The 24103-nt window shown below is 73.1% G+C and carries 20 protein-coding genes; 3 read left to right on the top strand and 17 right to left on the bottom strand.

Annotated elements, in window-relative coordinates:
* Positions 1-8 precede the first annotated feature (8 nt).
* From C3492_RS06520 to C3492_RS06510, 3 genes are all read right to left on the bottom strand, one after another.
* Positions 9-1088, bottom strand: a complete 1080-nt coding sequence (locus tag C3492_RS06520; protein WP_051009688.1) for a PhoH family protein — start codon at positions 1086-1088, stop codon at positions 9-11.
* A 210-nt stretch (positions 1089-1298) separates the two neighbouring features.
* Positions 1299-2456: a carbohydrate kinase family protein gene (locus tag C3492_RS06515; protein WP_103810779.1), complete on the bottom strand. Its 1158-nt coding sequence runs from the start codon at positions 2454-2456 to the stop codon at positions 1299-1301.
* Between the two features lie 75 nt (positions 2457-2531).
* The gene (locus C3492_RS06510) at positions 2532-3821 is read right to left on the bottom strand and encodes a glucarate dehydratase family protein (RefSeq protein ID WP_103810778.1); all 1290 of its coding nucleotides are present in this window, start codon (positions 3819-3821) and stop codon (positions 2532-2534) included.
* Between the two features lie 316 nt (positions 3822-4137).
* Here C3492_RS06510 and C3492_RS06505 point away from each other — a divergent pair, with 316 nt between their 5' ends.
* A complete protein-coding gene (locus tag C3492_RS06505) occupies positions 4138-5409 on the top strand; it encodes an MFS transporter (protein WP_103810777.1) in 1272 nt (423 codons plus the stop codon).
* Here the strand turns inward: C3492_RS06505 and C3492_RS06500 are convergent.
* From C3492_RS06500 to hrcA, 10 genes are all read right to left on the bottom strand, one after another.
* The gene (locus C3492_RS06500; RefSeq protein ID WP_103810776.1) at positions 5361-6365 is read right to left on the bottom strand and encodes an adenosine deaminase; all 1005 of its coding nucleotides are present in this window, start codon (positions 6363-6365) and stop codon (positions 5361-5363) included. The genes C3492_RS06505 and C3492_RS06500 overlap by 49 nt on opposite strands.
* A gap of 20 nt (positions 6366-6385) precedes the next feature.
* On the bottom strand, positions 6386-7291 hold the full coding sequence (locus C3492_RS06495) for a ribonuclease Z (protein WP_103810775.1): 906 nt from the start codon (positions 7289-7291) through the stop codon (positions 6386-6388).
* Between the two features lie 6 nt (positions 7292-7297).
* Positions 7298-7651, bottom strand: a complete 354-nt coding sequence (locus C3492_RS06490; protein ID WP_103810774.1) for a histidine triad nucleotide-binding protein — start codon at positions 7649-7651, stop codon at positions 7298-7300.
* A gap of 41 nt (positions 7652-7692) precedes the next feature.
* Positions 7693-10947 (bottom strand): S41 family peptidase, encoded by a 3255-nt coding sequence (locus tag C3492_RS06485; protein ID WP_258055531.1) that lies wholly within the window; start codon positions 10945-10947, stop codon positions 7693-7695.
* A gap of 47 nt (positions 10948-10994) precedes the next feature.
* A complete protein-coding gene (locus tag C3492_RS06480; protein ID WP_258055530.1) occupies positions 10995-11507 on the bottom strand; it encodes a hypothetical protein in 513 nt (170 codons plus the stop codon).
* Positions 11508-11918: 411 nt separating this feature from the next.
* Entirely contained in the window at positions 11919-12311 is a 393-nt protein-coding gene (locus C3492_RS06475; RefSeq protein WP_103810772.1) for a VOC family protein, read from the bottom strand.
* Positions 12312-12326: 15 nt separating this feature from the next.
* Positions 12327-13079, bottom strand: coding sequence for a 16S rRNA (uracil(1498)-N(3))-methyltransferase (locus C3492_RS06470; RefSeq protein ID WP_103810771.1), 753 nt, complete (start codon positions 13077-13079; stop codon positions 12327-12329).
* Positions 13076-14152 carry a nitronate monooxygenase gene (locus tag C3492_RS06465; RefSeq protein ID WP_103810770.1) on the bottom strand — a complete coding sequence of 359 codons (1077 nt, stop codon included), beginning with the start codon at positions 14150-14152 and terminating at the stop codon, positions 13076-13078. The genes C3492_RS06470 and C3492_RS06465 overlap by 4 nt, the downstream gene beginning before the upstream one ends.
* A 100-nt stretch (positions 14153-14252) precedes the next feature.
* Positions 14253-15389 carry a molecular chaperone DnaJ gene (dnaJ, locus tag C3492_RS06460; RefSeq protein WP_103810769.1) on the bottom strand — a complete coding sequence of 379 codons (1137 nt, stop codon included), beginning with the start codon at positions 15387-15389 and terminating at the stop codon, positions 14253-14255.
* A complete protein-coding gene (gene hrcA / locus C3492_RS06455; protein ID WP_103810768.1) occupies positions 15390-16406 on the bottom strand; it encodes a heat-inducible transcriptional repressor HrcA in 1017 nt (338 codons plus the stop codon). It lies immediately after the preceding gene.
* Between the two features lie 162 nt (positions 16407-16568).
* Between hrcA and C3492_RS06450 the strand changes: the two genes are divergently transcribed.
* Positions 16569-17291: an MBL fold metallo-hydrolase gene (locus C3492_RS06450; protein ID WP_103810767.1), complete on the top strand. Its 723-nt coding sequence runs from the start codon at positions 16569-16571 to the stop codon at positions 17289-17291.
* Positions 17292-17359: 68 nt separating this feature from the next.
* Positions 17360-18175 carry a DUF3097 domain-containing protein gene (locus C3492_RS06445; RefSeq protein WP_103810766.1) on the top strand — a complete coding sequence of 272 codons (816 nt, stop codon included), beginning with the start codon at positions 17360-17362 and terminating at the stop codon, positions 18173-18175.
* Here C3492_RS06445 and C3492_RS06440 read toward each other — a convergent pair.
* The 4 genes from C3492_RS06440 to C3492_RS06425 all read right to left on the bottom strand — a co-directional run bounded on the left by C3492_RS06440 (position 18153) and on the right by C3492_RS06425 (position 23989).
* Positions 18153-18731, bottom strand: coding sequence for a Uma2 family endonuclease (locus C3492_RS06440; protein ID WP_181140229.1), 579 nt, complete (start codon positions 18729-18731; stop codon positions 18153-18155). The genes C3492_RS06445 and C3492_RS06440 overlap by 23 nt on opposite strands.
* A 99-nt stretch (positions 18732-18830) precedes the next feature.
* Positions 18831-20063, bottom strand: a complete 1233-nt coding sequence (gene hemW, locus C3492_RS06435; RefSeq protein ID WP_103810765.1) for a radical SAM family heme chaperone HemW — start codon at positions 20061-20063, stop codon at positions 18831-18833.
* Between the two features lie 54 nt (positions 20064-20117).
* Entirely contained in the window at positions 20118-21938 is a 1821-nt protein-coding gene (locus C3492_RS06430) for a SpoIIE family protein phosphatase (RefSeq protein ID WP_181140256.1), read from the bottom strand.
* A 176-nt stretch (positions 21939-22114) separates the two neighbouring features.
* Positions 22115-23989 (bottom strand): long-chain fatty acid--CoA ligase, encoded by a 1875-nt coding sequence (locus C3492_RS06425; RefSeq protein ID WP_103810763.1) that lies wholly within the window; start codon positions 23987-23989, stop codon positions 22115-22117.
* Between the last annotated feature and the right edge of the window lie 114 nt (positions 23990-24103).

Below are 24103 nucleotides of genomic sequence, written 5' to 3'. Positions count from 1 at the left end.
GTGCTGGTCTACTTCCCCTTGGTGCCCTTGGCGCCGGACTTGCCACGGACGCCCTTGGGAGCGCCGTTCTCGGTGCCGTACTTGCTGTCGTACTTCTCGTACGCGTCGACGATACGGCCCACCAGCTTGTGCCGTACGACATCGTGGGACGACAGCCGGGAGAAGTGGACGTCCTCGACGCCCTCCAGGATCTCCTGCACCTGCCTCAGGCCTGACTTCTGCCCGTTCGGCAGGTCGACCTGCGTCACGTCACCCGTGATCACGATCTTCGAGTCGAAGCCGAGGCGGGTGAGGAACATCTTCATCTGTTCGGGGCTCGTGTTCTGGGCCTCGTCCAGGATGATGAAGGCGTCGTTGAGCGTGCGGCCGCGCATGTAGGCGAGCGGCGCGACCTCGATCGTCCCGGCCGCCATCAGCCGCGGGATCGAGTCCGGGTCGATCATGTCGTGCAGCGCGTCGTACAGCGGGCGCAGGTACGGGTCGATCTTCTCGTAGAGCGTGCCGGGCAGGAAGCCGAGCCGCTCGCCCGCCTCCACCGCCGGACGGGTCAGGATGATCCGGTTGACCTGCTTGGACTGGAGGGCCTGCACGGCCTTGGCCATGGCCAGGTAGGTCTTGCCGGTACCGGCGGGGCCGATGCCGAAGACGATCGTGTGCTTGTCGATCGCGTCGACGTACCGCTTCTGGTTGAGGGTCTTCGGGCGGATCGTTCGGCCACGCGAGGACAGGATGTTCTGCGTCAGTACCTCGGCCGGGGTCTCCAGGCCGTCGCTCGTCCCTGCCTCGCTCGCCTTCAGCATGGCGATCGAGCGTTCCACTGCGTCCTCCGTCATCGGCTGCCCGGTGCGGAGCACCAGCATCATCTCTTCGAACACGCGCGAGATGAGGGCGACGTCGACCGGGTCGCCGACCGCGCTGATCTCATTGCCCCGGACGTGGATGTCGGCCGCCGGGAAGGCCTTCTCGATCACACGCAGGAGGGAGTCGCCGGAACCCAGCACGGTCACCATGGGGTGCTGGGCGGGGACGGTGAACTGCGCTCTCGCCTGCTCCTGCGCGGGGGTGTGAGCTGTGGGTGTCTGTGTCATGGGCCGGCTCTGAAGGCCTGCGCTTCCTCCTCGTCACGGCCGCGTAGCTGAGGGCGGCCTCGCACTCCCAAGGGTACGACGGGGGGCTGACAACACCGTAGGGCTTTTCATACGACCACCCCCCGAGCCGCACCCCGCGGGCCACCTCCCAGCCGGCCGAGTCGGGTGGGTGGGCGAACGGGGGTCCAGGGGGCGGAGCCCCCTGGTACGTCAGCCGGACCGGCGGAACCCGATGGTCGGCACGGCCCGCCGCAGCGGCCACGGCCGGTCCAGCTCCTCCGGCACCAGGCCCTCCAGGAACTCGTACCGCCGAAGCGCCGCGGGCGACTGCCCCGGCAGGGACTGCACGCGCCGCCACCACGCCCCGATCTCCGACCACCCCGGCGCCGACAGGGACCCCCCGAACTCCTGCACCGACAGCGCGGCCGTGAGCCCGGCGAAGGCCAGCCGGTCGGCCAGCGGCCACCCCGCCAGGGATCCGGTCACGAACCCGGCGACGAACACGTCCCCCGCCCCGGTCGGATCCAGCGCCTCCACCTCGATCGCCGGCACCTCCGCCGTCTCCCCGGTCCGCCGGTCCACCGCGTAGGCGCCGTCCGAGCCCAGCGTGACCACGGCGACCGGCACGTACTCGGTCAGGGCGTGCGCGGCGAGCCGCGGACAGTCGGTGCCGGTGTACCGCTTGGCCTCCTCCGCGTTGGGCAGGAAGGCCTCGCAGTGCTCCAGGTCGGCCAGCCCGGACAGGTCCCACGCGCCCGTCTCGTCCCAGCCGACGTCGGCGAAGATGCGGGTGCCCGCGCGGGCGGCCTGCGCGATCCAGGGCGCGCTGCGGCCGGGCGTGAGGGAGGCGACGGCGGCCCGCGCGCGGGGCGGCCGGGCGGTGGCCTCCTCCTGGAGGAGCACCGCCTCCGCCGGCGGCTCGTGCCCGTGGGAGACCATGGTCCGCTCGCCCTCGTAGGCCATGGAGACGGTCACCGGCGAGTGCCAGCCGGGCACGGTCTGCGAGGCGGACAGGTCGATGCCCTCGCCCTGTTCCAGCGCGTCCCAGCAGTACTCGCCGTAGTGGTCGTCGCCGAAGGCCGCCGCGAGGGCGGTCCGCAGGCCGAGCCGGGCCAGGGCGGCGGCCATGTTGGCGACCCCGCCGGGGCTGGAGCCCATGCCCCGGGCCCAGGACTCGGTGCCGCGGACCGGCGCCGACTCCAGGCCGGTGAAGATGATGTCGAGGAAGACCGTGCCGGTGAGGTAGACGTCCCAGGGCGGGTCACCGGGGGCACGCAGCGCGGCGAGCGGGTCGACCTGGGTCTGGCAGCGCGCTGCCTGGGTGAGGTGTTCCGGTTCCTCTCCGGTGAGGGTGTGCGACGGCGTCACGGTGCGCTCCCTGGCGTGGTGCGGTTCTGGCCAGTGTGCACCAGGTCACGCACCGGGATGCCGTGCGGCGCCGGGTCACCACCGGGGCATCGCCGGTGTCCGCCAGTCCGGTTCGGCGGCGCGCATCGCCGCCGCGTCGTCGCGGTCGCGCAGCGAGCCGTCGTCCTCGGCCCACCGCCGGTGCAGCCGGGCCAGTTCGTCCCGGTCCAGTGCGACGCCGAGGCCCGGCGCGTCGGACACCGCGACCCGGCCGCCGTCGAAGGCGATCCGTTCGGTGAGGACGTCCTCGGACTGCCAGGGGTAGTGGGAGTCGCAGGCGTGGTGGAGGTTGGGGACCGTGGCCGCCACCTGGGTCATCGCGGCGAGGCTGATGCCGAGATGGGTGTTGGAGTGCATGGACACCCCGACCCCGAAGGCGGCGCAGATCGCGGCGAGGTGCTGGGTGTTGCGCAGTCCGCCCCAGTAGTGGTGGTCGGAGAGGACGACCTGCACGGCGTCCTTCGTGAACGCCTCCTTGATCTCGCCGAAGGTGGTCACGCACATGTTGGTGGCGAGCGGAACGTCGGTCCCGGCGGCGACTTCCGCCATGCCGGGCGTGCCCAGCGTCGGGTCCTCCAGGTACTCCAGGACGTCGCCGAGTTCCTTCGCCACCTTCAGCGAGGTCTCCACCGACCAGGCGCCGTTGGGGTCGAGCCGCAGCGGGTGTCCGGGGAAGGCCGCGGCGAGGGCGCGGACGGCGGCGATCTCCTCGTCGGGCGGGAACACCCCGCCCTTGAGCTTGAACGAGCCGAAGCCGTGCCGCTCCTGGAGCCGGCGCGCCTGTTCCACCACACCGGCCGGGTCGAGCGCGGCGCCCCACTCGTCCGGCTCGGCGGGGACCCCCGCCGGGTGCCGGTCCCACTTGTAGAAGAGGTAGGCGCTGTACTCGACTTCGTCCCGCACCTTGCCGCCGAGCAGCGCGTGCACGGGCAGTCCGAGCGCCTTGCCCTGGGCGTCGAGGCAGGCGACCTCGAAGGCGGACAGCACGGACAGCCGCAGCTTGTCGGCGGTCTGCACCCCGCGCAGCCCGCCCGCGTCCGCCTGTCCCTCGATCCGGGAGGCGTCCACGGCGAGGTCGATCCCGAAGAGGCCGTTCACGTCCATGACCGACCGTCCGGTGAGCCGCTCGGCCAGCGACCGGGCCGGCTCCAGGTACTTGGTGTCGCCGTAGGTCTCGCCGAGCCCGGTGGTCCCGTCGGCCGTGACGATCTCCACGATCAGCCGGGGGGTGTACGGCTGGTGCACGCCCTGGGTGTTGAGCAGCGGCGGGTCGGCGACCAGGATCGGCGTCAGCCGCACCTCGGCGATGGTCAGGTCACGGGTCACGGGCAGGCTCCTACGAGGTCGGGTCCGGCGGCGAGGAGGGCCTTCAGGCCGGCGACGCGGAAGCCGTCGGGCGGGACCGGGCACCGCCGACCTGATCGTCTCTTCTTGTGAATGACATCCACATATGAGAACAGAGCCTAGAATCTCCTACCCCCGTGCACCACCCCCAAACACAACCGTGGTCCGGATCACACCCACCGGACTTCTTCCGGAACCGCGTGCTTGATACAACTTGCTCGCGCGTTCCTGTCCGTCGACGGCCGCAGCCCATCCCCCCTTTTCCGAGCCGCACTTCTCGCCTGCCCTGGGAACGCCCGTGTCCGCCCCCCGCACCCTGCCCTGGCCCCTCGTCGCCCTGTTCGCGGCCGGGTACCTCGCCCCGTACCTGCTGCCCACCACCGTCGGCAGACTCGACAGCGGACTCCCGCTCACCGCGACCCAGGCGGGGGCCACCGGCAGCGCCCTGCTGCTGAGTTCGGCGACCGCCGGCTTCCTGCTGGCCTCCCGGGCCGACCGGACCGGCCCCCGCGTCCTCGCCCGCGCCGGCCTCGCGCTCGCCGCCCTCGGCTACGGCGGCGCCGCCCTCACCGGAGCCGTACCGGCCGTCGTCGCGGGCGCGGTCGTCGGCGGCCTGGGCTCCGGCACGGTCACGGCGGTGGCCGCGAGCGGCATCGCCGGACAGCGCGACCCGCACCGGGTCACCACCCTCGGCCTGCTCGGCGTCTCCGCCCTCGCGGGCGCCCTGTACCTGACGATCCCTCACCTCGGGCCCGGACACGGCCTTCCGCTCGCCGCCCTCGCGCTGACCGCGCTCGCCGTCTGGCCGCTCACCGGCCGCCTGTCCGTCCATACCGCCCCGGCCCGCCCGGCCGCCGGGTACGACCGCCTCCCCCACCCGCGCGCCGGCCTGCTGCTGGCCGCCGCGATGCCCTGCTGGTCCCTCGCCCAGAACGCCCTGTGGGGCGTCAGCGGCCGGATCGGCCTCGGCCAGGCCCACCTCAGTGAGGTCACCGTCGGCGCGGTCTTCGCGGTCGCGCTCGGCGCCGGACTCCTCGGCGTGGTGGGCGCGGGCGCGCTCGGCCCGCGACTGGGCCGGGCCCTGCCCATCGGCGCCGGTACCGCCCTCATCGCGGGGTGCGTCGCGCTCAGCGCGGCGGCCACGGACCTGCCCGCGTTCGCGGCCGGCGAGATCGCCTGGAACCTGCTCTACCCGGTCGTGCTGTCCTACGTCATCGCCCTGGCCGCTTCCCTGGACCCGCGGGGCCGCTGGACGGTCCTGGTCGGCTCGGCGTCCTCGCTGGGCACCGCGGCGGGACCCCTCGCGGGCAGTGTGCTGGCGGCCGGGGCGGGCTTCCCGGCGATGGGGCGGGTGCTCGGCGCCGGGCTGCTGCTGATCGCCGTACCGATGACTGCGGTGGCGCTGCGGACGGGCAGGCGCCCCCTGCCGGCCGTGGACGTCCCGGCCGCCGGAGTCCCGGTCACGGATGTCCCGGTCGTCGAAGTCCCGGTGGACACGCCCGCCGTACCCGCTCGGCGCGCCTACGAGACGGCGTCCCCGAACTCGTACGCGTCGACCTCGGCGAGGTAGCGGGCCCTGCGCTCCTCGTCGTCCTCCAGGAAGGAGGCGAGGAACGAGTTGCGGGCCAGCTCGCGCAGCCGATCCCGGGACAGCCCCAGGGCCTCGTGCACGGCGGCGAAGTTGTCGCCCGCGTACCCGCCGAAGTACGCGGGGTCGTCGGAGTTGACCGTGCACAGCAGGCCGGCGTCGAGCATGGCGGGCAGGGGATGGCCGGCGAGCGTGCCGACGGTCCGGAGCCGGACGTTGGACAGCGGGCACAGCGTCAGCGGAACCCGCTCCCGCACCAGCCGCTCGACCAGCGCGGGGTCCTCCATGCAGCGCAGGCCGTGGTCGACGCGCTCCACGCCGAGCACGTCCAGCGCCTCGGTGATGTACTCCGGCGGCCCCTCCTCGCCGGCGTGCGCGACCCGGCGCAGCCCGAGCGCGGCGGCGGCCTCGTACACCTCCCGGAACTTCGCCGGAGGGTGCCCGACCTCGGCGGAGTCCAGGCCGACCCCGGTGATCCGGTCCAGGTACGGCTTCGCGGCCTCCAGGGTGGCCAGCGCCGACTCGGCGGACTCGTCCCGCAGGAAGCACATGATCAGCTTGGTGGAGACGCCGTGGGCGGCCTCGCTGCCGCCGAGCGCCCGCCACAGCCCCTCCACGACCGTGCCCATGGCCACGCCCCGGACCAGGTGGGCCTGCGGGTCGAAGAAGATCTCCGCGTGCCGCACGCCCTGCGCGGCGGCCCGGGCGAGGTAGGCGTTCGCCAGGTCGGCGAAGTCCTGCTCGGTGCGCAGGACGGCCATCAGCTCGTAGTAGAGGTCCAGGAAGGACTGGAGGTCCTCGAACCGGTAGGCCTCGCGGAGGGCGTCGGTGTCCGCGTACGGGAGGGTCACGCCGTTGCGGGCGGCCAGCTCGAAGGCCAGCTCCGGCTCCAGCGTGCCTTCGACATGGAGGTGAAGTTCTGCTTTCGGGACGGGCATCAAAGCATCGTACGGGTGTTTTACCGCCGTTTCGGAACCGGCACCCGCAGCAGGTCGTAGGCCACGGTGAGCTCCCCCTCGAACCCGGCCGCCCGCGCCTGCCGCTCGAACTCCCCGGGGTCGGTGTAGCGCTGGCTGAAGTGGGTGAGCACGAGGTGCCGCACACCGGCGTCCCGGGCCACGGCGGCGGCCTGACCCGCCGTCAGATGTCCGTGCTCGATGGCGAGTTCCACGTCCTCGTCGAGGAAGGTGGACTCGATGACGAGCAGGTCGCAGCCCTCCGCGAGCGCGTGCACGCCGTCGCAGAGCCGGGTGTCCATGACGAACGCGAACCGCTGCCCGCGCCGCACCTCGCTGACGTCCTCCAGCGTCACGTCCCCGAGCCGGCCCTCACGCTGGAGGCGGCCCACGTCCGGGCCTCTGACGCCGTGCGCGGCCAGCCGGTCGGGCAGCATGCGGCGGCCGTCGGGCTCGATCAGGCGGTAGCCGTAGGACTCGACCGGGTGCGAGAGCCTGCGGGCCTCCAGGGTGTACGACCGGGTCACCGCGAGGATGCCGTCGGCGGCGACCGGGGCCTCGGTCAGGCCGACGGTCTCGCGGTAGGCGGTCGCGTAGCGCAGCCGGTCGAAGAAGCGCTGCCCCGAGCGCGGGTAGTGCGCGGTGACCTCGTGCGGCACCTGGTCGAGGTTGATCCGCTGGATGACCCCGGCGAGGCCGAGGGAGTGGTCGCCGTGGAAGTGCGTGACGCAGATCCGGTTCAGGTCGTGGGCGGCGACCCCGGCGCGCAGCATCTGCCGCTGCGTGCCCTCGCCGGGGTCGAACAGGAGGCCCTCGCCGTCCCACCGCAGCAGGTAGCCGTTGTGGTTGCGGTGCCGGGTCGGGACCTGGCTGGCGGTGCCGAGGACCACCAGTTCACGGACGGACACGGCTGCCTATCCGGGCGGCCACTGCAGGCCACGGCCGCCGAGGACGTGGGCGTGGGCGTGCCAGACGGTCTGGCCGGCGCCGCTGCCCGTGTTGAAGACGAGGCGGTAGCTGTCGAGCTTCTCCTCGTCGGCGACGGCCTTGGTCTCGGCGAGCACGTCGGCCGCGAGCTGCGGGTCGCCCGCGGCGAGCTCGGCCGCGTTCTCGTAGTGGGCCTTGGGGATCACCAGGACGTGCGTCGGGGCCTGGGGGTTTATGTCCCGGAAGGCCACGGTCGTCTCGGTCTCGCGGACGATCGTCGCCGGGATCTCGCCCGCGACGATCTTGCAGAACAGGCAGTCGTTCTGCGGCTCTCCGGCCATGGGGTGCCTCCTGTGATCAATACGGTGGGCATCGTAGTCGGTCAGCCGGGCATACCCGGCGGTGTCTTCGCGGGACTGGTCTCCAGCGCCTCCAGCGCGAGCCTGATCGCCTCGTCCAGTTGGGCGTCGCGGCCCGCCACCCAGTCCTGGGGCCTCTGTACGACCTCCACGTCGGGGTCCACCCCGTGGTTCTCCACGTCCCAGCCCACGCCCTCCAGCCACATCGCGTACTTCGGCTGGGTGACCAGGGTGCCGTCGAGCAGGTGGTAGCGGCTGTCGATGCCGATGACGCCGCCCCAGGTGCGGGTGCCGACGACCGGGCCGATGCCCAGGGCCTTGATGGCCGCGTTGACGATGTCTCCGTCGGAGCCGGAGAACTCGTTGGCGACGGCGACGACCGGGCCGCGCGGGGCGTCCAGCGGATAGCTGGTAGGGCGCATGCCGCGCGGGAGGTCCCAGCCGATGATCCGGCGGGCCAGCTTCTCGACCACGAGCTGGGAGGTGTGGCCGCCGCGGTTCTCGCGGACGTCGACGACGAGGCCTTCGCGGGCCACCTCGACGCGCAGGTCACGGTGGATCTGGGCCCAGCCGGGGGCCTGCATGTCCGGGACGTGGAGGTAGCCGAGGCGGCCCGCGGAGGCCGCGTGCACATGGGCACGGCGATCGGCGACCCAGGCGTGGTACCGCAGGGGCTCCTCGTCGGCGATGGGGACGACGACCGTGTGCCGGGGTTCGCCGCCGCCGGCCGGGGAGACGGTCAGCTCCACCGGGTGACCGGCCGTGCCGACGAGCAGCGGGCCCGGACCCGTCACAGGGTCGACCTGGTGGCCGGCGACCGCGATGATCGCGTCACCGGGACGGACCGCGGCACCGGGCGCGGCGAGCGGGGAACGGGCCTCCGGGTCGGAGGTCTCCGACGGCAGGATGCGGTCGATGCGCCAGCTGCCGTCCTCGTGGCGGGAGATGTCGGCGCCCAGCAGGCCCTGCCGGGCGCGGCGGCCGGAACCGCCGCGCGGGATGACGTAGGCGTGCGAGGTGCCCAGTTCGCCGTGCACCTCCCAGAGCAGGTCGACCAGGTCGCTGTGGGTGGCGAGGCGGGCCAGCAGCGGGCGGTAGCGGGCGAGGACGCCGTTCCAGTCGGTGCCGCCGAGGTCGGGGCGCCAGAAATGGTCGCGCATGAGACGGCCGGTCTCGTCGTACATCTGCCGCCACTCGGCGGCCGGGTCGACGGTCTGCCGGACCCGGCCGAGGTCGACGGTGACGCTGGTGTCACCGTCGTCGTCGGTGCCGGTGCGGCGGTCGCTCGGTACGACCCGGAGCCGGCCGTCGGCCCACAGCAGGACGCGTCTGCCGTCGCCGCTGACCTCGAAGTGGTCGGCGTCGGAGGCGAGGTGCTCCAGGCGGCGCTGGGCGAGGTCGTAGCGCTCCAGCTCGGTGTGCGGGTCGGGGTCCTCGGGGTGGGCGCGGGAGGCGCCGAGGACACCCTGGACGGGGTGGCGCAGCCAGAGGACGCCGTCCTTGGCGGCCTGGAGCGTGGAGTAGCGGCCGGCCTCGACCGGGAAGGGGACGATGCGGTCGGCCAGGCCCTCCAGGTCGACGCGGGTGGTCGGCGTGCCCTCGCCGTCGGGGGTCTCGTCCTTGTCGGAGGTCTCGAACGGGCGGCCGTGGCGCTGCGGACCGAACGGCGAGGGGGTGGTCGCGGCCAGCGTGATCAGGTGCGGGCGGGCGCCGACCACGAACGCGAGGTCGAAGACGTGCTCGTCGTAGACCGGGTCGAAGGCGCGGTTGGAGAGGAACGCGAGGTGCTTGCCGTCCAGGGTGAAGGCGGGCGCGTAGTCCTGGAAGCGCAGCGGGGTCGCCTCGGTCACCGACAGGTCGGTGGTGTGGGCGACGCGCAGCTGGGACAGCGGGCGGGGGCCGGGGTGGGACCAGGCGAGCCAGGCGGAGTCCGGGGAGAAGGCGAGGCCGGAGACCTCGCCGTCGTCGCTGCGGTCGACCTCGCGGACCTCGCCGGTCTCGCGTTCGACCAGGAGCAGTCTGCCGTCGTGCGCGGCCACGGCGGCCCGGCTGCCGTCGGGTGCCACGGCCAGCTCCAGGACCCGGCCGAGCTGTCCGGCGGCGAGCCGGCGGGGCGGGGCGCCGGGCACGGTGCCGGTCGCGGGCGCGAACTCCAGGGCGTCGTCGCCCTCGGCGTCCGTCACCCACACCACCCACTCCTCGCCGTCGGCGCGGAAGACGCGCGGCATCCGGGCGCGCACGCCGGGGGTGGCGGCCAGGGCGCGGGCGGGACCGGAGCGGTGGGTGACCCAGTGGATGCCGCCGCGCACGCAGACGGCGCTGCCGCGCGCGGTGTGGTCGGGGGCCGCCTCGCCGAACCACCGGGAGGCGTTGACCGGGTACGGCCGCAGGTCGACGCGGGGTCCGCCGAGCCGTACGTCCAGCCGGCGCGGCTCGGTGCCCTCCAGGTCGTCCAGGAGCCAGAGTTCGCCGGCCGAGCTGTAGACGACGCGGGTGCCGTCACCGGCCGCGTGGCGGGCGTAGAAGCCTCCCCCGCTCTCGGCTCCGCTCGACCGGGAGGGGCCCCCGAGTGGAGTGTGCCGGCGAAGGTCGGAGCCGTCGGCGAGGGAGGAGTAGAGCGCGCCGGTGCCCTCGTGGTCGGAGAGGAAGGCGATGCGGTCCCCGGCCCACACCGGGCACTCGATGTTCCCGTCGAGGTCCTCGTGCAGCCGGACGAACTCGCCGCTGCCGTCGCGGTCGATCCACAACTTGCCCGCCGTGCCGCCCCGGTAGCGCTTCCAGTGCGCTGCCTCACGGCCCATCGGCGCGGACAGCAGCACGGTGGCCGGGCCGAGGGCCACATCGCCGACCGGACCGTACGGCAGGGTCTCGGCGGGTCCGCCGTCCAGCGGGACGGCGTGCGCCCAGGTGTGCCGGAAGCTGTGCCGGCCCTGCGCGCCGAGCGCGAGCACCCGTCCGTCCGGGGTCCAGCCACGCACCTCGGTACGGCCGTTGCCCCAGTACGTCAGCCGCCGGGCGGGGCCCCCGTCGAGCGGGGCGACATGCACCTCGGGGGCGCCGTCCCGGGTGGAGGTCCAGGCGAGGTGCCGGCCGTCCGGCGATATCCGGGGCCTGGTCACCGGCACGTTGTCGGCGCTGACCCGCCAGGCCCGGCCGCCGTCGACCGGCGCGAGCCAGACGTCGTCCTCGGCGACGAAGGTCACCAAGTCGCCGCGCAGATGGGGGAATCGGAGATAGGCGGAGTTTGCCGTGGTTCCCGTCGAAGCACCCTGAGTCACGCCGTCACTCTACGCAGCGACCGGGTACCTCCGCTCCCGGTTTCGGATCACTTGCCCGGCACGGGCAGGACGGTGCGGGTGACGGTGACGGTCACGGTCGGCCGTCCCCCGGTGGGCGGCCGGTACGCCGGCCCGGACGGGGCGGAGCAGTTGCCGAGCCCGCTGACGCGGAACACCCGTCTGCCGTCCACCTCGGCGGTCAGGTCCCCGCGCACACAGGCACCGTCGACGGCCCTGGTGACCAGCCCGGCGACGACGATCTTCCGCCCGTCGTCCGTCTCGCCCCGGCAGTCGACGGAGACGACGGTGGTCTCGCTCGGCGCGGGTGTGCCGCCGCGCGCACCGTCGTCGCGGTAACCGCCGGTGCACGTGAGCCAGCTGACGTTCACGTGCCGGTGTTCCAGTGCGGCGGTCGCGGTCTGGTCGGTGGTGTAGGCGACGCTTGCCGACCCGAGCCCCCCACCGGGCTGACAGGCCACGACAGCCCCGCCGCCCACCACGACGAGCCCCGCCACGGCCACCACTCGCGCCCGACGCCGTATCCCCCTCGAAGCCCCCATGCAGGGCAGCGTGCCACCGGCCCCCGCCGCGTGGAAGCCTGGATACGGCCACTCACCCGTTCGGGGGGCAGGGGCCGGCTGTCTACTCTGGCCCGATGCGCAGTGAACGCAGACTCAGACGGCTCGTTCTGCCCGACGGGACCGAGTACCGGTGGAGGGTCCGGCACCGGCACGCCCACGGCGGCCCCTGCACGGAGGTGCTCTCGTTGCACCGGGACGGGACCGTGACGCGCATCGTGTTCCCCGGCGTGGTCGAAGGCGGTTACGGGCACTCCGGTCTGGTCTTCGACCGGCACGGACACACCGTCAACCTGCACGAACCCCGCGTCGTCCGGGCCTTCGCCGACGAACTGCGGCGTCGCTGCGGGCCGGTGGCCGGTGACGTGGAAGGGTGGGCGTTGCTGCCCGATGTCAGCCGCGCAGCAGCAGCCACTCCTGTAGTTCCACCAGGTTGCCCTCCGGGTCCTTGAGGTGGGCCACGCGCATGCGGTCGGTCATGGGGGCCGGTCCGTGCAGCAGGGTCGCGCCCCGGGCGGTGACCTGAGCGCAGTAGGCGTCGAGGTCGTCGACGCGCAGGACGACCAGGGACCGGTGGCCGGTGGCGGTGTCGCCCAGCTCGGCCAGGAGCTCGGCCATCATCGCGCGGTCCTGGAGCGCGATCCCGGCGGAACCGGCGTGCGGGCTGAACTTCTCGTACGGCCCCTCCACCGCGCCGGACTGCGGCTTGAGGCCGAGGACATCGGCGTAGAAGCGGTAGCAGGCGGCAAAATCGGTGACCAGGAGCCGGACCTGGGCGAGTTCCACGGTGCCCCCAGTCGGTCAGGACCAGCGGCCGGTGCGGCCCAGCAACAGGGCCACGGCGGCGGTGCCGGCGGTGGAGGTGCGCAGGACGGTGGGGCCGAGGACGCAAGCCCTCGCGCCCGCCTCCTCGAAGAGCGCCAACTCGTCCCGTGACACACCGCCTTCCGGACCCACGACCAGGACGATCTCACCCTCGGTGGGGAGTTCGGCGGTGGCCAGGGGCTCGCTGACGTGGTCGAAGTCGGAGTGGAGCACGGCGGCGAAGTCCGCCGCGCCGAGCAGCGCGGCGACCTGCTTGGTGGCCGCCAGGTCGGCGACCTCCGGGAAGCGCAGCCGGCGGGACTGCTTGCCGGCCTCCCGCGCGGTGGCACGCCACTTGGCGAGCGCCTTCGCCCCCCGGTCGCCCTTCCACTGGGTGATGCAGCGCGCGGCCTGCCAGGGCACGATCGCGTCGACGCCGGTCTCCGTCATCGTCTCCACGGCCAACTCGCCGCGGTCGCCCTTGGGCAGGGCCTGGACGACGGTGATACGGGGGCTGGGCTCGGGCTCCACCGGGAACTCGAACGGCTCGACCACCAGGTGGTCCTTCCCCGACACGCTGACGACCACCCCGGCCGCGCCCCGGCCCCTGCCGTCGGTGAGGACCACGTTCTCGCCCGGCTGCAACCGCCGTACGGAGACCGCGTGCCGTCCCTCGGGGCCCCGGACGTCGACGACCGAGCCGGGGCCCACGCCCTCCAGCGAGTCGACGACGAACACCGGCGCGGTCATCGGGGACCACCCCCGGCCGACAACGCTGTCCGGGCCTCGGCGAGTTCGGCCGCCAGCACCTCCACCAGCCGGCCCGCGGACAGTTCCCGGGCCATCCGGTGGCCCTGCCCGGCCCACATCGCCATGCCCTGCGCGTCCTCGGCCTTGGCGGCGGCCTTGCGCAGCGGCGCGGTGAGGTGGTTGACCTCGGGGTAGGCGGCGGGCGCGTACGGGCCGTGCTCGCGCAGGAAGCGGTTGACCAGCGCGCGGGCCGGGCGGCCGGTGAAGGCGCGGGTCAGCTCGGTGCGCGGGAACAGCGGGTCGGTCAGCGCCCGCTTGTGCAGGGGGTGCGCGCCGGACTCGTGGGTGGCGACGAACGCGGTGCCCAGCTGGGCCGCGCTCGCGCCCGCCGCGAGGACGGCGGCGATCTGGCCGCCGCGCATGATGCCGCCGGCGGCGACGACCGGGATGCGCACGGCCTCGCGGACCTGCGCGACCAGCGACAGCAGGCCGATGCCGGCGCCGTCGTTCTCCGGGAGGTCCCGGTGGGTGCCCTGGTGTCCGCCGGCCTCCACGCCCTGCGCGATCACCGCGTCGGCCCCGGCCCGCTCGACCGCGCGGGCCTCCTCGGCGGTGGTGGCGGTGACCAGGGTGAAGGTGCCGGCGCGGTGCAGCTTGTCGAACACCTCGCGGCGCGGCACGCCGAAGTGGAAGGAGACCACCGGCACCGGGTCGTCGAGCAGGACGGCCAGCTTGGCGTCGTAGCCGTCGTCCCGGCCGCTGTCCGGGTCGCCCAGCTCGGTCTCGTACCAGGCGGCCTCGCCGGCCAGCTGGTGCGCGTAGAGGTCGACGGCCCCGGACTCCGCGTGCTCGGGCTGCGGCATGAAGAGGTTCACGCCGAAGGGGCGGCTCGTGAGCCCGCGCAGCTGCTTGATCTCCTGGTACATGCCGTCGGCGGTCTTGTACCCGGCGGCGAGGAACCCGAGGCCACCGGCCTCGGAGACGGCGGCGGCGAGCTGCGGGACGGAGATACCGCCCGCCATGGGGGCCTGCACGATCGGGTGGGGGAAGAGATCGGTCAGCGCGGAGGACATGACCGCATGTTGTCACGTCCTCCGGACAAGTCCGAATCCGGGCATCCGCTGGGACATGCCGATGGCACACGGGGCGCCGAAGCACCCCGCGCGACCCCGCTCAGCGCCCGTTGAACGCATCCTTCAACCGCGAGAACAGCCCCTGCTGACCCGGCTGGAACTGGCCCTGTGGCCGTTCCTCGCCCCGCAGCTTGGCCAGCTCGCGCAGCAGGCGCTCCTGCTCCGGGTCCAGCTTGGTCGGCGTGGTCACCTCGACGTGCACGACCAGGTCGCCCCGGCCGCCGCCGCGCAGATGCGTGACGCCCCGGCCGTGCAGCGGGATCGACTGGCCGGACTGGGTGCCGGGCCGGATGTCGACCTCCTCCAGGCCGTCCAGCGTCTCCAGCGGCACCTTCGTGCCGAGGGCCGCCGCCGTCATCGGGATCGTGACCGTGCAGTGCAGGTCGTCGCCGCGCCGCTGGAACGTCGGGTGCGGCAGCTCGTGGATCTCGACGTACAGGTCACCGGCCGGGCCGCCGCCGGGGCCGACCTCGCCCTCACCGGCGAGCTGGATCCGGGTGCCGTTGTCGACACCGGCCGGGATCTTGACGGTCAGCGTGCGGCGCGAGCGGACGCGGCCGTCGCCGGCGCACTCCGGACACGGCGTCGGGACGACCGTGCCGAAGCCCTGGCACTGCGGGCACGGCCGGGAGGTCATGACCTGGCCCAGGAAGGACCGGGTGACCTGGGAGACCTCACCCCGGCCGCGGCACATGTCACACGTCTGGGCGGACGTGCCGGGCGCCGCGCCCTCGCCGTTGCAGGTGTTGCAGACGACGGCCGTGTCGACCTGGATGTCCTTGGTCGTCCCGAAGGCCGCCTCGTCCAGCTCGACCTCGATCCGGATCATCGCGTCCTGGCCGCGCCGGGTGCGCGAGCGCGGCCCGCGCTGCGACGCCGTACCGAAGAACGCGTCCATGATGTCGGAGAAGTTGCCGAAGCCGCCGGCCCCGAAACCGCCCGCGCCCGCGCCGCCCGACTGGGAGAGCGGGTCGCCGCCGAGGTCGTAGACCTGCTTCTTCTGCGGGTCCGACAGCACCTCGTAAGCGGCGTTGATCTCCTTGAACCGCTCCTGGGTCTTCGGGTCCGGGTTGACGTCCGGGTGCAGCTCGCGCGCGAGCCGGCGGAACGCCTTCTTGATCTCATCCTGCGACGCGTCGCGGCGCACGCCGAGAACGGCGTAGTAGTCCGTGGCCACTTACGACTCCGCCAGGATCTGTCCGACGTACCGTGCCACTGCGCGTACCGCTCCCATCGTTCCCGGGTAGTCCATGCGGGTCGGTCCGACCACGCCGAGCTTGGCAACCGCCTCGCCGCCCGAACCGTAGCCGACCGACACGACGGAGGTGGAGTTGAGTCCCTCATGGGCGTTCTCGTGCCCGATGCGCACGGTCACGCCCGGATCCTTCGCCTCGCCGAGGAGCTTGAGGAGCACGACCTGCTCCTCCAGGGCCTCCAGGACGGGCCGGATCGTGAGGGGGAAGTCATGTCCGAAGCGGGTCAGATTGGCGGTGCCGCCGATCATCAACCGCTCCTCGTTCTCCTCCACGAGTGTCTCCAGAAGTGTGGAGAGCACCGTGGAGACCGTACCGCGGTCCTCCGGCTCGAAGGCGTCCGGGAGGTCCTCGACCAGCTTCGGCACGTCCGTGAACCGGCGGCCGGCGACCCGGCTGTTGAGCCGCGCCCGCAGATCCGCCAGCGAGGCCTCGCCGAACGGCGCCGGGCAGTCGACCATCCGCTGCTCGACCCGGCCGGTGTCCGTGATCAGCACGAGCATCACGCGCGCGGGAGCCAGCGACAGCAGCTCCACGTGCCGGACCGTGGACCGGGTCAGGGACGGGTACTGCACGACGGCGACCTGCCGGGTGAGCTGCGCGAGCAGCCGCACGGTCCGCGCCACGACGTCGTCGAGGTCGACGGCGCCCTCCAGGAAGTTCTGGATGGCCCGCCGCTCCGGCGCGGTCATCGGCTTCACGCCCGCCAGCTTGTCCACGAACAGCCGGTAGCCCTTGTCGGTGGGGATCCGCCCCGCGCTGGTGTGCGGCTGGGCGATGTACCCCTCCTCCTCCAGGGCCGCCATGTCGTTGCGGACGGTCGCCGGGGAGACGCCGAGGTTGTGCCGCTCGGTGAGCGCCTTGGAACCGACCGGCTCCTCGGTGCCCACGTAGTCCTGGACGATGGCGCGCAGAACCTGAAGCCTGCGTTCACTCAGCATTCGCGCGCACCTCCAGCACGTCGTCCCCTCGTCCCTGCGGGTCGTCCGCCTGGCACTCTTCCCTTGTGAGTGCCAGCGTTCCCCGGCCCAGTGTACGGCTGCCGGGTACACCCTGGGCAAGGTCGTGCCGCCGTACCGGCTCGTACCGCTAGCGTCGCGGGTATGACCGTGACTTGGGAAGAGCTGGGGTGGGAGCGGCTGACCGCGGGGGTGGGCCGGTGCCGGCTGCCGGGCTGGGACTGCACGGCGGGGCTGGTCCTCGGGGAGGGTACGGCACTGCTCGTGGACGCCGGTTCGAGCCTCGCGGAGGGCGCGCGGCTGCGCGGCCAGGCCGAGGAGCTGGCGGGTGGCCGTGTGACCCATCTCGCGCTCACCCATCCCCACTTCGACCACGTCTTCGGCGCAGCCGCGTTCGCCGGGGTCGAGGTGTACGGGGCGGTGGGCCTGGACGCGGTGTTCGCGTACGAGCGCGCGGACCTGCGGCTGGACGCGATCCGCAACGGGCTGCCGGCGGCCGACGCCGACGAGGCGGTGGACGCGCTGGTCCCGCCCCGCCACGCGGTCTCCGGCGAGTGGACGCTGGACCTCGGCGACGGCCGCCAGGCGCTGCTGGCCAACGTGGGCCCCGGCCACACGGCGCACGATCTGGCCGTGCTGGTCCCCGGCGATCCCGAGGTGGTGTTCTGCGGCGACCTGGTGGAGGAGTCCGGCGAACCCCAGGCGGGCCCCGACGCGGTCCCCTCCCGCTGGCCGGACGCCCTGGACCGGCTGCTGGCGCTCGGCGGCGAGGACGCGCTGTACGTGCCCGGTCACGGCGCGGTGGTGGACGCGGGGTTCGTCCGCCGTCAACGCGACGCCCTGGCAACGCGGTTCGGCGTGATCTGAGCGGCTCTTCCCGGCCGGCCCCGGCGTGTCGTACGCCTCGGCGTACGGCTTCTCCTATCGTCATCCGAATGCGCCAGTACTCTTCCGACCTGACCCCACCCTGGAAGAAGCAGAAGTCCGTCCCCGAGGTCCCGGCCGAGCCGGGTCTCGTGGTGGAGGAGCCCGGCACCGGGTTCTGCGGCGCGGTGATCCGCTGCGAGGCGGGCACGGTGACCCTGGAGGACCGCTTCGGAAAGCACCGGGTGTTCCCGCTGGAGCCGCGCGGCTTCCTGCTGGAGGGCCGCGTGGTGACGCTGGTCCGCCCCACCTCGTCGGCGCCGGTACGTCCCACCCGTACGGCCTCCGGCTCGGTCGCCGTCCCCCGGGCACACGCGCGCGTGGCCCGCGCCGGCCGCATCTACGTGGAGGGCCGGCACGACGCCGAGCTCGTCGAGAAGGTGTGGGGCGACGACCTGCGGATCGAGGGCGTGGTCGTGGAGTACCTGGGGGGCGTGGACGACCTGCCGTCGATCGTGGAGTCCTTCGCCCCGGGCCCGGACGCGCGTCTGGGCGTCCTGGTGGACCACCTGGTGCCGGGGACGAAGGAGTGGCGCATCGCGGAGTCGGTGACCAGCGAACACGCGCTCGTCGTCGGCCACCCGTTCATCGACATCTGGCAGGCGGTGAAGCCGGCGTCGCTGGGCATCCCGGCATGGCCGACGGTGCCGAAGGGGCAGGACTGGAAGACGGGCGTGTGCCGGGCGCTGGGCTGGCCGGCGGAGAACACCGGGGCGGTGTGGCAGGCGATCCTGAAGCGGGTGGGGTCCTACAAGGACCTGGAGCCGGAGCTGCTGGGGCGGGTGGAGGAGCTGATCGACTTCGTCACGGGTAGCGGTGGGGCCTGACGTCGGGGAACGTTCCGAACTCGGTGGTGTCCAGTTCGACCCCGAGAACCTCCAGGGGCACCGGATCGCCGAACTTGACGATCTCCTGGCTGAGGTAGTCGGCGTCCTCCCCCTGGCCCGCCGGCTTCGTCAGCAGAACGCACTGGGCCATGATCGGGTCGACGACGAGGTAGGCAGGGATCTTCCCCGCCGCGTAGATCGAGCGCTTGACCACGTAATCCTGGTGGACGCTGTACTTCGAGACGACCTCCAGCACCATCGTGATCAGCCGACTGGGCAACAGCCGCCCCGAACTCGGCAGGACGTCGGGCGAGAGGACCACCAGGTCCGGCACCGGCTCGCTCGACTCACCGGCGATGTCGACGTCCTGGGTCTGGAGGGGATACCACCGCTCAAGGGGCATCTGCCGCTGTGTGTGCAGCACGATCAGGTTGTGCACCAGATCAGGACTGGCCATCATCACGATGACTCCTCGGAGAAGCTCAGCCCTGACGCCCTCGGGAGGCTCGAACTCGTCGAGGTACCTGGCCATTCCACGCTCGTCCACAGCGGTCATCTCCGTGGCCTCCACATCCGCCGCGTCCCATCGGCGGCAGCCTACGAACCAGGTTAGGGACCGAACCGGCGTTCCGGGGGGATTCACCCGCCGGGGTGATCAGTCCACCAGGTCCCGCACCACCGCGTCCGCCAGCAGCCGCCCGCGCAGGGTCAGCGCGGCCCGCCCCTCCTCGTAGGGGCCCTCCTGGAGGAGTCCGTCCGCCAGCGCGCGTCGGGAAGCCGCGAGCCCTTCCTCCTTCAGCAGGGACAGCGGGACCCCTTCCCGCAGCCGCAGCTCCAGGAGGATGCGCTCCACCCGCCGGTCCTCGTCGGACAGCAGCTCCCGGCCCGCGCCCGGGGAGCGGCCGGAGGCCAGGGCCGCCGCGTAGGCACCCGGGTGCTTGACGTTCCACCAGCGGACCCCGCCGACGTGCGAGTGCGCTCCCGGCCCGGCCCCCCACCAGTCCGCGCCCCGCCAGTACAGCTCGTTGTGCAGGCAGCGACCCGCCTCGGAGGTGGCCCAGTTGGAGACCTCGTACCAGTCGAAGCCCGCCGCGCCCAGCATCTCCTCGGCGATCAGGTACCGGTCGGCGTGGACGTCGTCGTCGGTCATCGGGATCTCGCCCCGGCGGATGCGGCGGGCGAGCTGGGTACCCTCCTCCACGATGAGCGCGTAGGCGCTGATGTGGTCGGGGCCGGCGCCGAGGGCGGCGTCCAGGGAGGCCCGCCAGTCGTCGTCGCTCTCCCCCGGCGTGCCGTAGATCAGGTCCAGGTTGACGTGCTCGAAGCCCGCCGCCCGCGCCTCCGCGACGCAACGCTCGGGGCGGCCGGGGGTGTGCGTGCGGTCGAGGACCTTCAGCACGTGCTGCTTGGCGCTCTGCATGCCGAAGGAGATCCGGTTGAAGCCGCCCTCGCGGAGGGTGGCGAGGTACGCGGGGTCGACGGACTCCGGGTTCGCCTCCGTGGTGATCTCCGCGTCCGGGGCGAGCCCGAACTCGTCCCGGATCGCCCCCAGCATCCGTACGAGGTCGTCGGCGGCCAGCAGCGTCGGCGTACCACCCCCGACGAACACCGTGCGGACCTCGCGCGGGTCGTCGCCCAGCACCTTCCGGGCCAGCCGGATCTCGTCGGTCAGCGTGTCCGCGTAGTTGTCGCGGGAGGCGAGCACTCCGCCGGTGCCGCGCAGCTCGGTCGCGGTGTAGGTGTTGAAGTCGCAGTAGCCGCAGCGGGTCGCGCAGTACGGGACGTGCAGGTAGAAACCGAGCGGGCGGTCGGCGGCCCCGGCGAGCGCGTGCGCGGGCAGCGCGCCGTCGGTGGGGACGGGCTCGCCGTCGGGGAGTGCGGAAGGCATGCCCTCCATTGTCCAGCACCGGCGGCGTTGCTCCGCCTGGAGCGACCGTGGGGGTCACTCCGCCTGGAGCACCAGCAGGGCCAGGTCGTCCTCGGGCAGGCCGCCGCCGAAGTCGTGGACCAGGCGGCGGATCCTTTCAGCGATCAGCTCGGCGCCGAGCCCGGCGCAGCCGGACAGGGCGCGGGCGAGGCCGTCGCCGTCGTCGAACTGGCGGGTGCCGGAGCGCCGCTCGGTCACGCCGTCGGTGACGCACAGCAGGCTGTCGCCGGGGCGCAGGTCGAGGGTCTCGCTGGTGTAGGTCTCGTCCTCCACCACACCGAGCAGGGTCTGCGGGCGGGCGGCGGTGCGCACGGTGCCGTCGGGGCTGAGGACGAGCGGCAGCGGGTGGCCGGCGGAGGCGAGGGTGCAGCGGACCCCGCCGTCGTACGGCGTCAGCTCGCCGTAGAGGAGGGAGAGGAAGCGGGTCTGCGGGCCCTCCCCGGTGGCCAGCGGCCGCCCGCCGACGGCGACCAGGGCGCGGGCGGCGGCGTCGGCGGCCTCGGTGGCGTCGTCCAGGAGGAGCTGGTTGAGGCGGTCGAGGACGTCGGCGACCTGGTAGCCCTCGCGGGCCAGGAGACGCAGCCAGGGGCGGGCGAGGCCGATCACCACGGCGGCCTCCGGGCCCTTGCCCTGGACGTCGCCGACCGCGAAGCACCAGCGGCCGTCGCCCGCCGGGAACAGGTCGTAGAAGTCGCCGCTGGGGCCGCCCTTGTCGCAGGGCTCGTACACCAGCGCGCTGCGCACGCCGGGGATCTCGGCGACGGCGCCGGGCAGCAGGCCCCGCTGGAGGACGGCGCTGATGGTGGCCTGGCGGGCGTACTGGCGGGCCGCGCCGATGGCCAGGGCCACCCTGCGGCTGAGGTCCTCCACCAGCCCGGTGATCTCGTCCGGGAAGCCCATCAGCCCGCACCGGCCGATGACCAGTGTGCCGAGGGGCCGGCCGCCCGCGATGAGCCGGTACGACAGCGCCGTCCCATGGGCGCCCTGGGGGCCGAGCGCGTGGCCGGGCCAGGGGTAGGGCTCGGGGCCGGAGCGGAGCCCGCCCGGCGGGCACGGCGGCTCCTTCTCCAGGGCGCACCGCAGCTCCTCGATCCGGGTCTCGCTGGCGTGCCAGACCCGGGCCGGTCCGCCGCCGGCGCCGCCCCGGACGGTCGCCTCGTCCTCCAGCCAGACCGCGCACCAGTCCGCGAGCCGGGGCACGATCAGCTGGCCGGTGAGCGCGGCGACCAGGTTCTCGTCGAGCTGCCCGGCGAGCAGGTCGGACGCCTCGGCGAGGAAGGACAGGGCGCCCCGGCCGAGCCAGTCCCGGTCGCCCTCGGCGCGGTGCGGCTGCGGGGCCAGGTCCTCGGCGACCTCCAGGGCGGGGTCGGGGCCGGGTCCGTCCAGGGCCTCGCTGCCGCCCGGGGGCAGCCGCGCCCAGACGGTCTTGGCGCCGGTGCGGTAGGTGACGCCCCAGGACTCGGCGAGCGTGGCGACGAGGCGCAGGCCGCGCCCGTACTCGGGGGTGTCGTACGGCGCCTCGCCGCTCATGGCGTCCCGCGGGGCGCGGGACGGGTGCTGGTCGCGCACCTCGACCACGAGCGCGCCGGTGTCCTCCAGCCGCCATTCGACCTGCACCTCGGTGCCGGCGTGCACGACGGCGTTGGTGACCAGCTCGCTGACGACGGCCATGGCGTCGTCGGCGAGCCGCGCGCAGACCCCGGGCATCGCGTCCAGCGCGGCCCGCACGAGCGCGCGGGCCGAACCCGGAGCGAGAGGGCTCCCGGGCAGCGTGGCCCGCCCCCGCGTCTCTCCGGGCTGGGTGCCGCTGTCCCGTTGCGTGGGTATGGCCGCCATATCCATGCGGTCAGGGTGACAGACCGGGGGCACCTATAAGCAGTGAGTCACGGAAGTGACCAGAAGACGGAACGTTTCGGGCGCGGGCGAGCACGAAAAGGGGCGCGGGGAACCGCGCGAACCACCACGACGCGCACGCGGCCGCGACGGTCCCCGAGCCACCCCTCCGGACCGCGCTACGCCTCCTTCGTACCGGCGTACATCTCCTCGATGAGGTGCTTGTACTCCCGCTCCACCACCGGCCGCTTCAGCTTCAGGCTCGGCGTGATCTCCCCGTGCTCCACGTCGAGGTCCCGCGGCAGCAGCCGGAACTTCTTGATGGTCTGCCAGCGCTGGAGCCCGGCGTTGAGCTGCCGCACGTACCCGTCGACCATCTCCACCGTCTGCGGCGCGGCGACGATCTCGGCGTACGACTTGCCCTCCAGCCCGTTCTCCTTCGCCCACTCCCGGATCGCGATCTCGTCCAGGGCGATGAGGGCGGTGCAGTAGTTCCGGTCGGCGCCGTGCACGAGGATGTTGGAGACGTACGGGCACACCGCCTTGAACTGCCCCTCCACCTCGGCCGGGGCGACGTACTTGCCGCCGGACGTCTTGATGAGGTCCTTCTTGCGGTCGGTGATGCGCAGGTAGCCGTCGGGCGAGAGCTCGCCGATGTCCCCGGTGTGGAACCAGCCGTCGGACTCCAGCACCTCGGCGGTCTTCTCGGGCAGCTTGTGGTAGCCCTCCATGACGCCGGGGCCGCGCAGCAGGATCTCGCCGTCGTCGGCGATGCGGACCTCGGTGCCGGGCAGCGGCTTGCCGACCGTGCCGGTGCGGTAGGCCTCGCCGGGGTTGACGAAGGAGGCCGCGGAGGTCTCGGTGAGGCCGTAGCCCTCCAGGATGTGGATGCCGGCGCCGGCGAAGAAGTAGCCGATCTCCGGGGAGAGCGCGGAGGCGCCGGAGACGCAGGCCCGCAGCCGCCCTCCGAAGGCCTCGCGGAGCTTGCCGTAGACGAGGGTGTCGGCGACCTTGTGCTTGGCGGCGAGCCCGAACGGCACGGAGGCGGTGCCGGTGCGCCGGAAGTTGTCCTGGCTGGCCTTGGCGTACTCGCGGGCGACCTCGGCGGCCCACTGGAAGATCCTGTACTTGGCCGCGCCGCCCTCACGGGCCTTGGCCGCGACGCCGTTGTAGACCTTCTCGAAGATCCGCGGCACGGCCGCCATGTACGTCGGCTGCACCACCGGGAGGTTTTCGATGATCTTGTCGACCCGGCCGTCCACGGCGGTGACGTGCCCCACCTCGATCTGCCCGGAGGTGAGCACCTTGCCGAAGACGTGCGCGAGCGGCAGCCACAGGTACTGCACGTCCTCGCCGCTGATCAGACCGGTCGCGGCGATGGCCTTCGCCATGTAGGCCCAGTTGTCGTGGGGCAGCCGCACGCCCTTGGGGCGGCCGGTGGTGCCGGAGGTGTAGATGAGGGTGGCGAGCTGGTCCTTGGTGATCGCGCCGACCCGCTCCTTGATCAGCTGGGGGTGCTGCTCCAGGTAGGCGGCGCCGCGCCGCTCCAGTTCTGCCAGGGTGATCACCCAGTCGTCCGTCTCCACGCCGGCCGGGTCGATGACGACGACCTTCGTCAGGTCCGGCAGCTCGGCGCACTTCTCGACGGCCTTGGCGAGCTGGGCCGCGTCCTCGGCGATCAGCACCCGGCTCTGGGAGTCGGAGAGGATGAACGCCGACTCGTCGGCGTTGGTCTGCGGGTAGACGGTGGTGGTGGCTCCGCCGGCGCACATGATGCCGAGGTCGGCCAGGATCCACTCGACGCGGGTGGAGGAGGCGAGCGCCACCCGCTGCTCGGGCTCGACGCCCAGGTCGATGAGCCCGGCCGCGATCGCGTACACCCGCTCGGCCGCCTGCGCCCAGCTGAGCGACTGCCAGTCGTCGGGGCCCTGCCCGGCGGACGGCGGGACGGGGTAGCGGTAGGCCTCGGCGTCGGGTGTCGCCGCCACGCGCTCCAGGAAGAGGGCCGCCACGGACGGCGGACGGTTCTCGATCAGGGTCTGTGTGTCGCTCACGACATCCTCCGGGGGCCCGCGACGGTGCGGCTGACTCGGTGCGGCTGGGTTAACTCACGGTGGGGTTTCGGGCTGTTGTTTAACTCGCGAGTAACTATCGAGCAGGCATCAGGG

It is taken from the genome of Streptomyces sp. Ru62 (assembly GCF_002920615.1).
In the GTDB taxonomy this organism is placed as follows: Bacteria; Actinomycetota; Actinomycetes; order Streptomycetales; family Streptomycetaceae; genus Streptomyces.
Note: the sequence above shows the minus strand (reverse complement) of the source record. Positions and strands in the feature narration are given on the sequence as shown.

Bases quoted from the DNA above. Each gene is read 5' to 3' on its own strand.
- C3492_RS06520 (WP_051009688.1), bottom strand. From the start codon at position 1,088: ATGACACAGACACCCACAGCTCACACCCCCGCGCAGGAGCAGGCGAGA.
- C3492_RS06490 (WP_103810774.1), bottom strand. From the start codon at position 7,651: ATGGCCGGAGAGCCGCAGAACGACTGCCTGTTCTGCAAGATCGTCGCG.
- C3492_RS06465 (WP_103810770.1), bottom strand. From the start codon at position 14,152: ATGTCCTCCGCGCTGACCGATCTCTTCCCCCACCCGATCGTGCAGGCC.
- C3492_RS06440 (WP_181140229.1), bottom strand. From the start codon at position 18,731: ATGACCGCTGTGGACGAGCGTGGAATGGCCAGGTACCTCGACGAGTTC.
- C3492_RS06445 (WP_103810766.1), top strand. From the start codon at position 17,360: ATGCGCCAGTACTCTTCCGACCTGACCCCACCCTGGAAGAAGCAGAAG.
- C3492_RS06430 (WP_181140256.1), bottom strand. From the start codon at position 21,938: ATGGCGGCCATACCCACGCAACGGGACAGCGGCACCCAGCCCGGAGAG.
- C3492_RS06500 (WP_103810776.1), bottom strand. From the start codon at position 6,365: ATGCCCGTCCCGAAAGCAGAACTTCACCTCCATGTCGAAGGCACGCTG.
- C3492_RS06480 (WP_258055530.1), bottom strand. From the start codon at position 11,507: ATGGGGGCTTCGAGGGGGATACGGCGTCGGGCGCGAGTGGTGGCCGTG.
- hemW (WP_103810765.1), bottom strand. From the start codon at position 20,063: ATGCCTTCCGCACTCCCCGACGGCGAGCCCGTCCCCACCGACGGCGCG.
- hrcA (WP_103810768.1), bottom strand. From the start codon at position 16,406: ATGCTGAGTGAACGCAGGCTTCAGGTTCTGCGCGCCATCGTCCAGGAC.
- C3492_RS06470 (WP_103810771.1), bottom strand. From the start codon at position 13,079: ATGACCGCGCCGGTGTTCGTCGTCGACTCGCTGGAGGGCGTGGGCCCC.
- C3492_RS06450 (WP_103810767.1), top strand. From the start codon at position 16,569: ATGACCGTGACTTGGGAAGAGCTGGGGTGGGAGCGGCTGACCGCGGGG.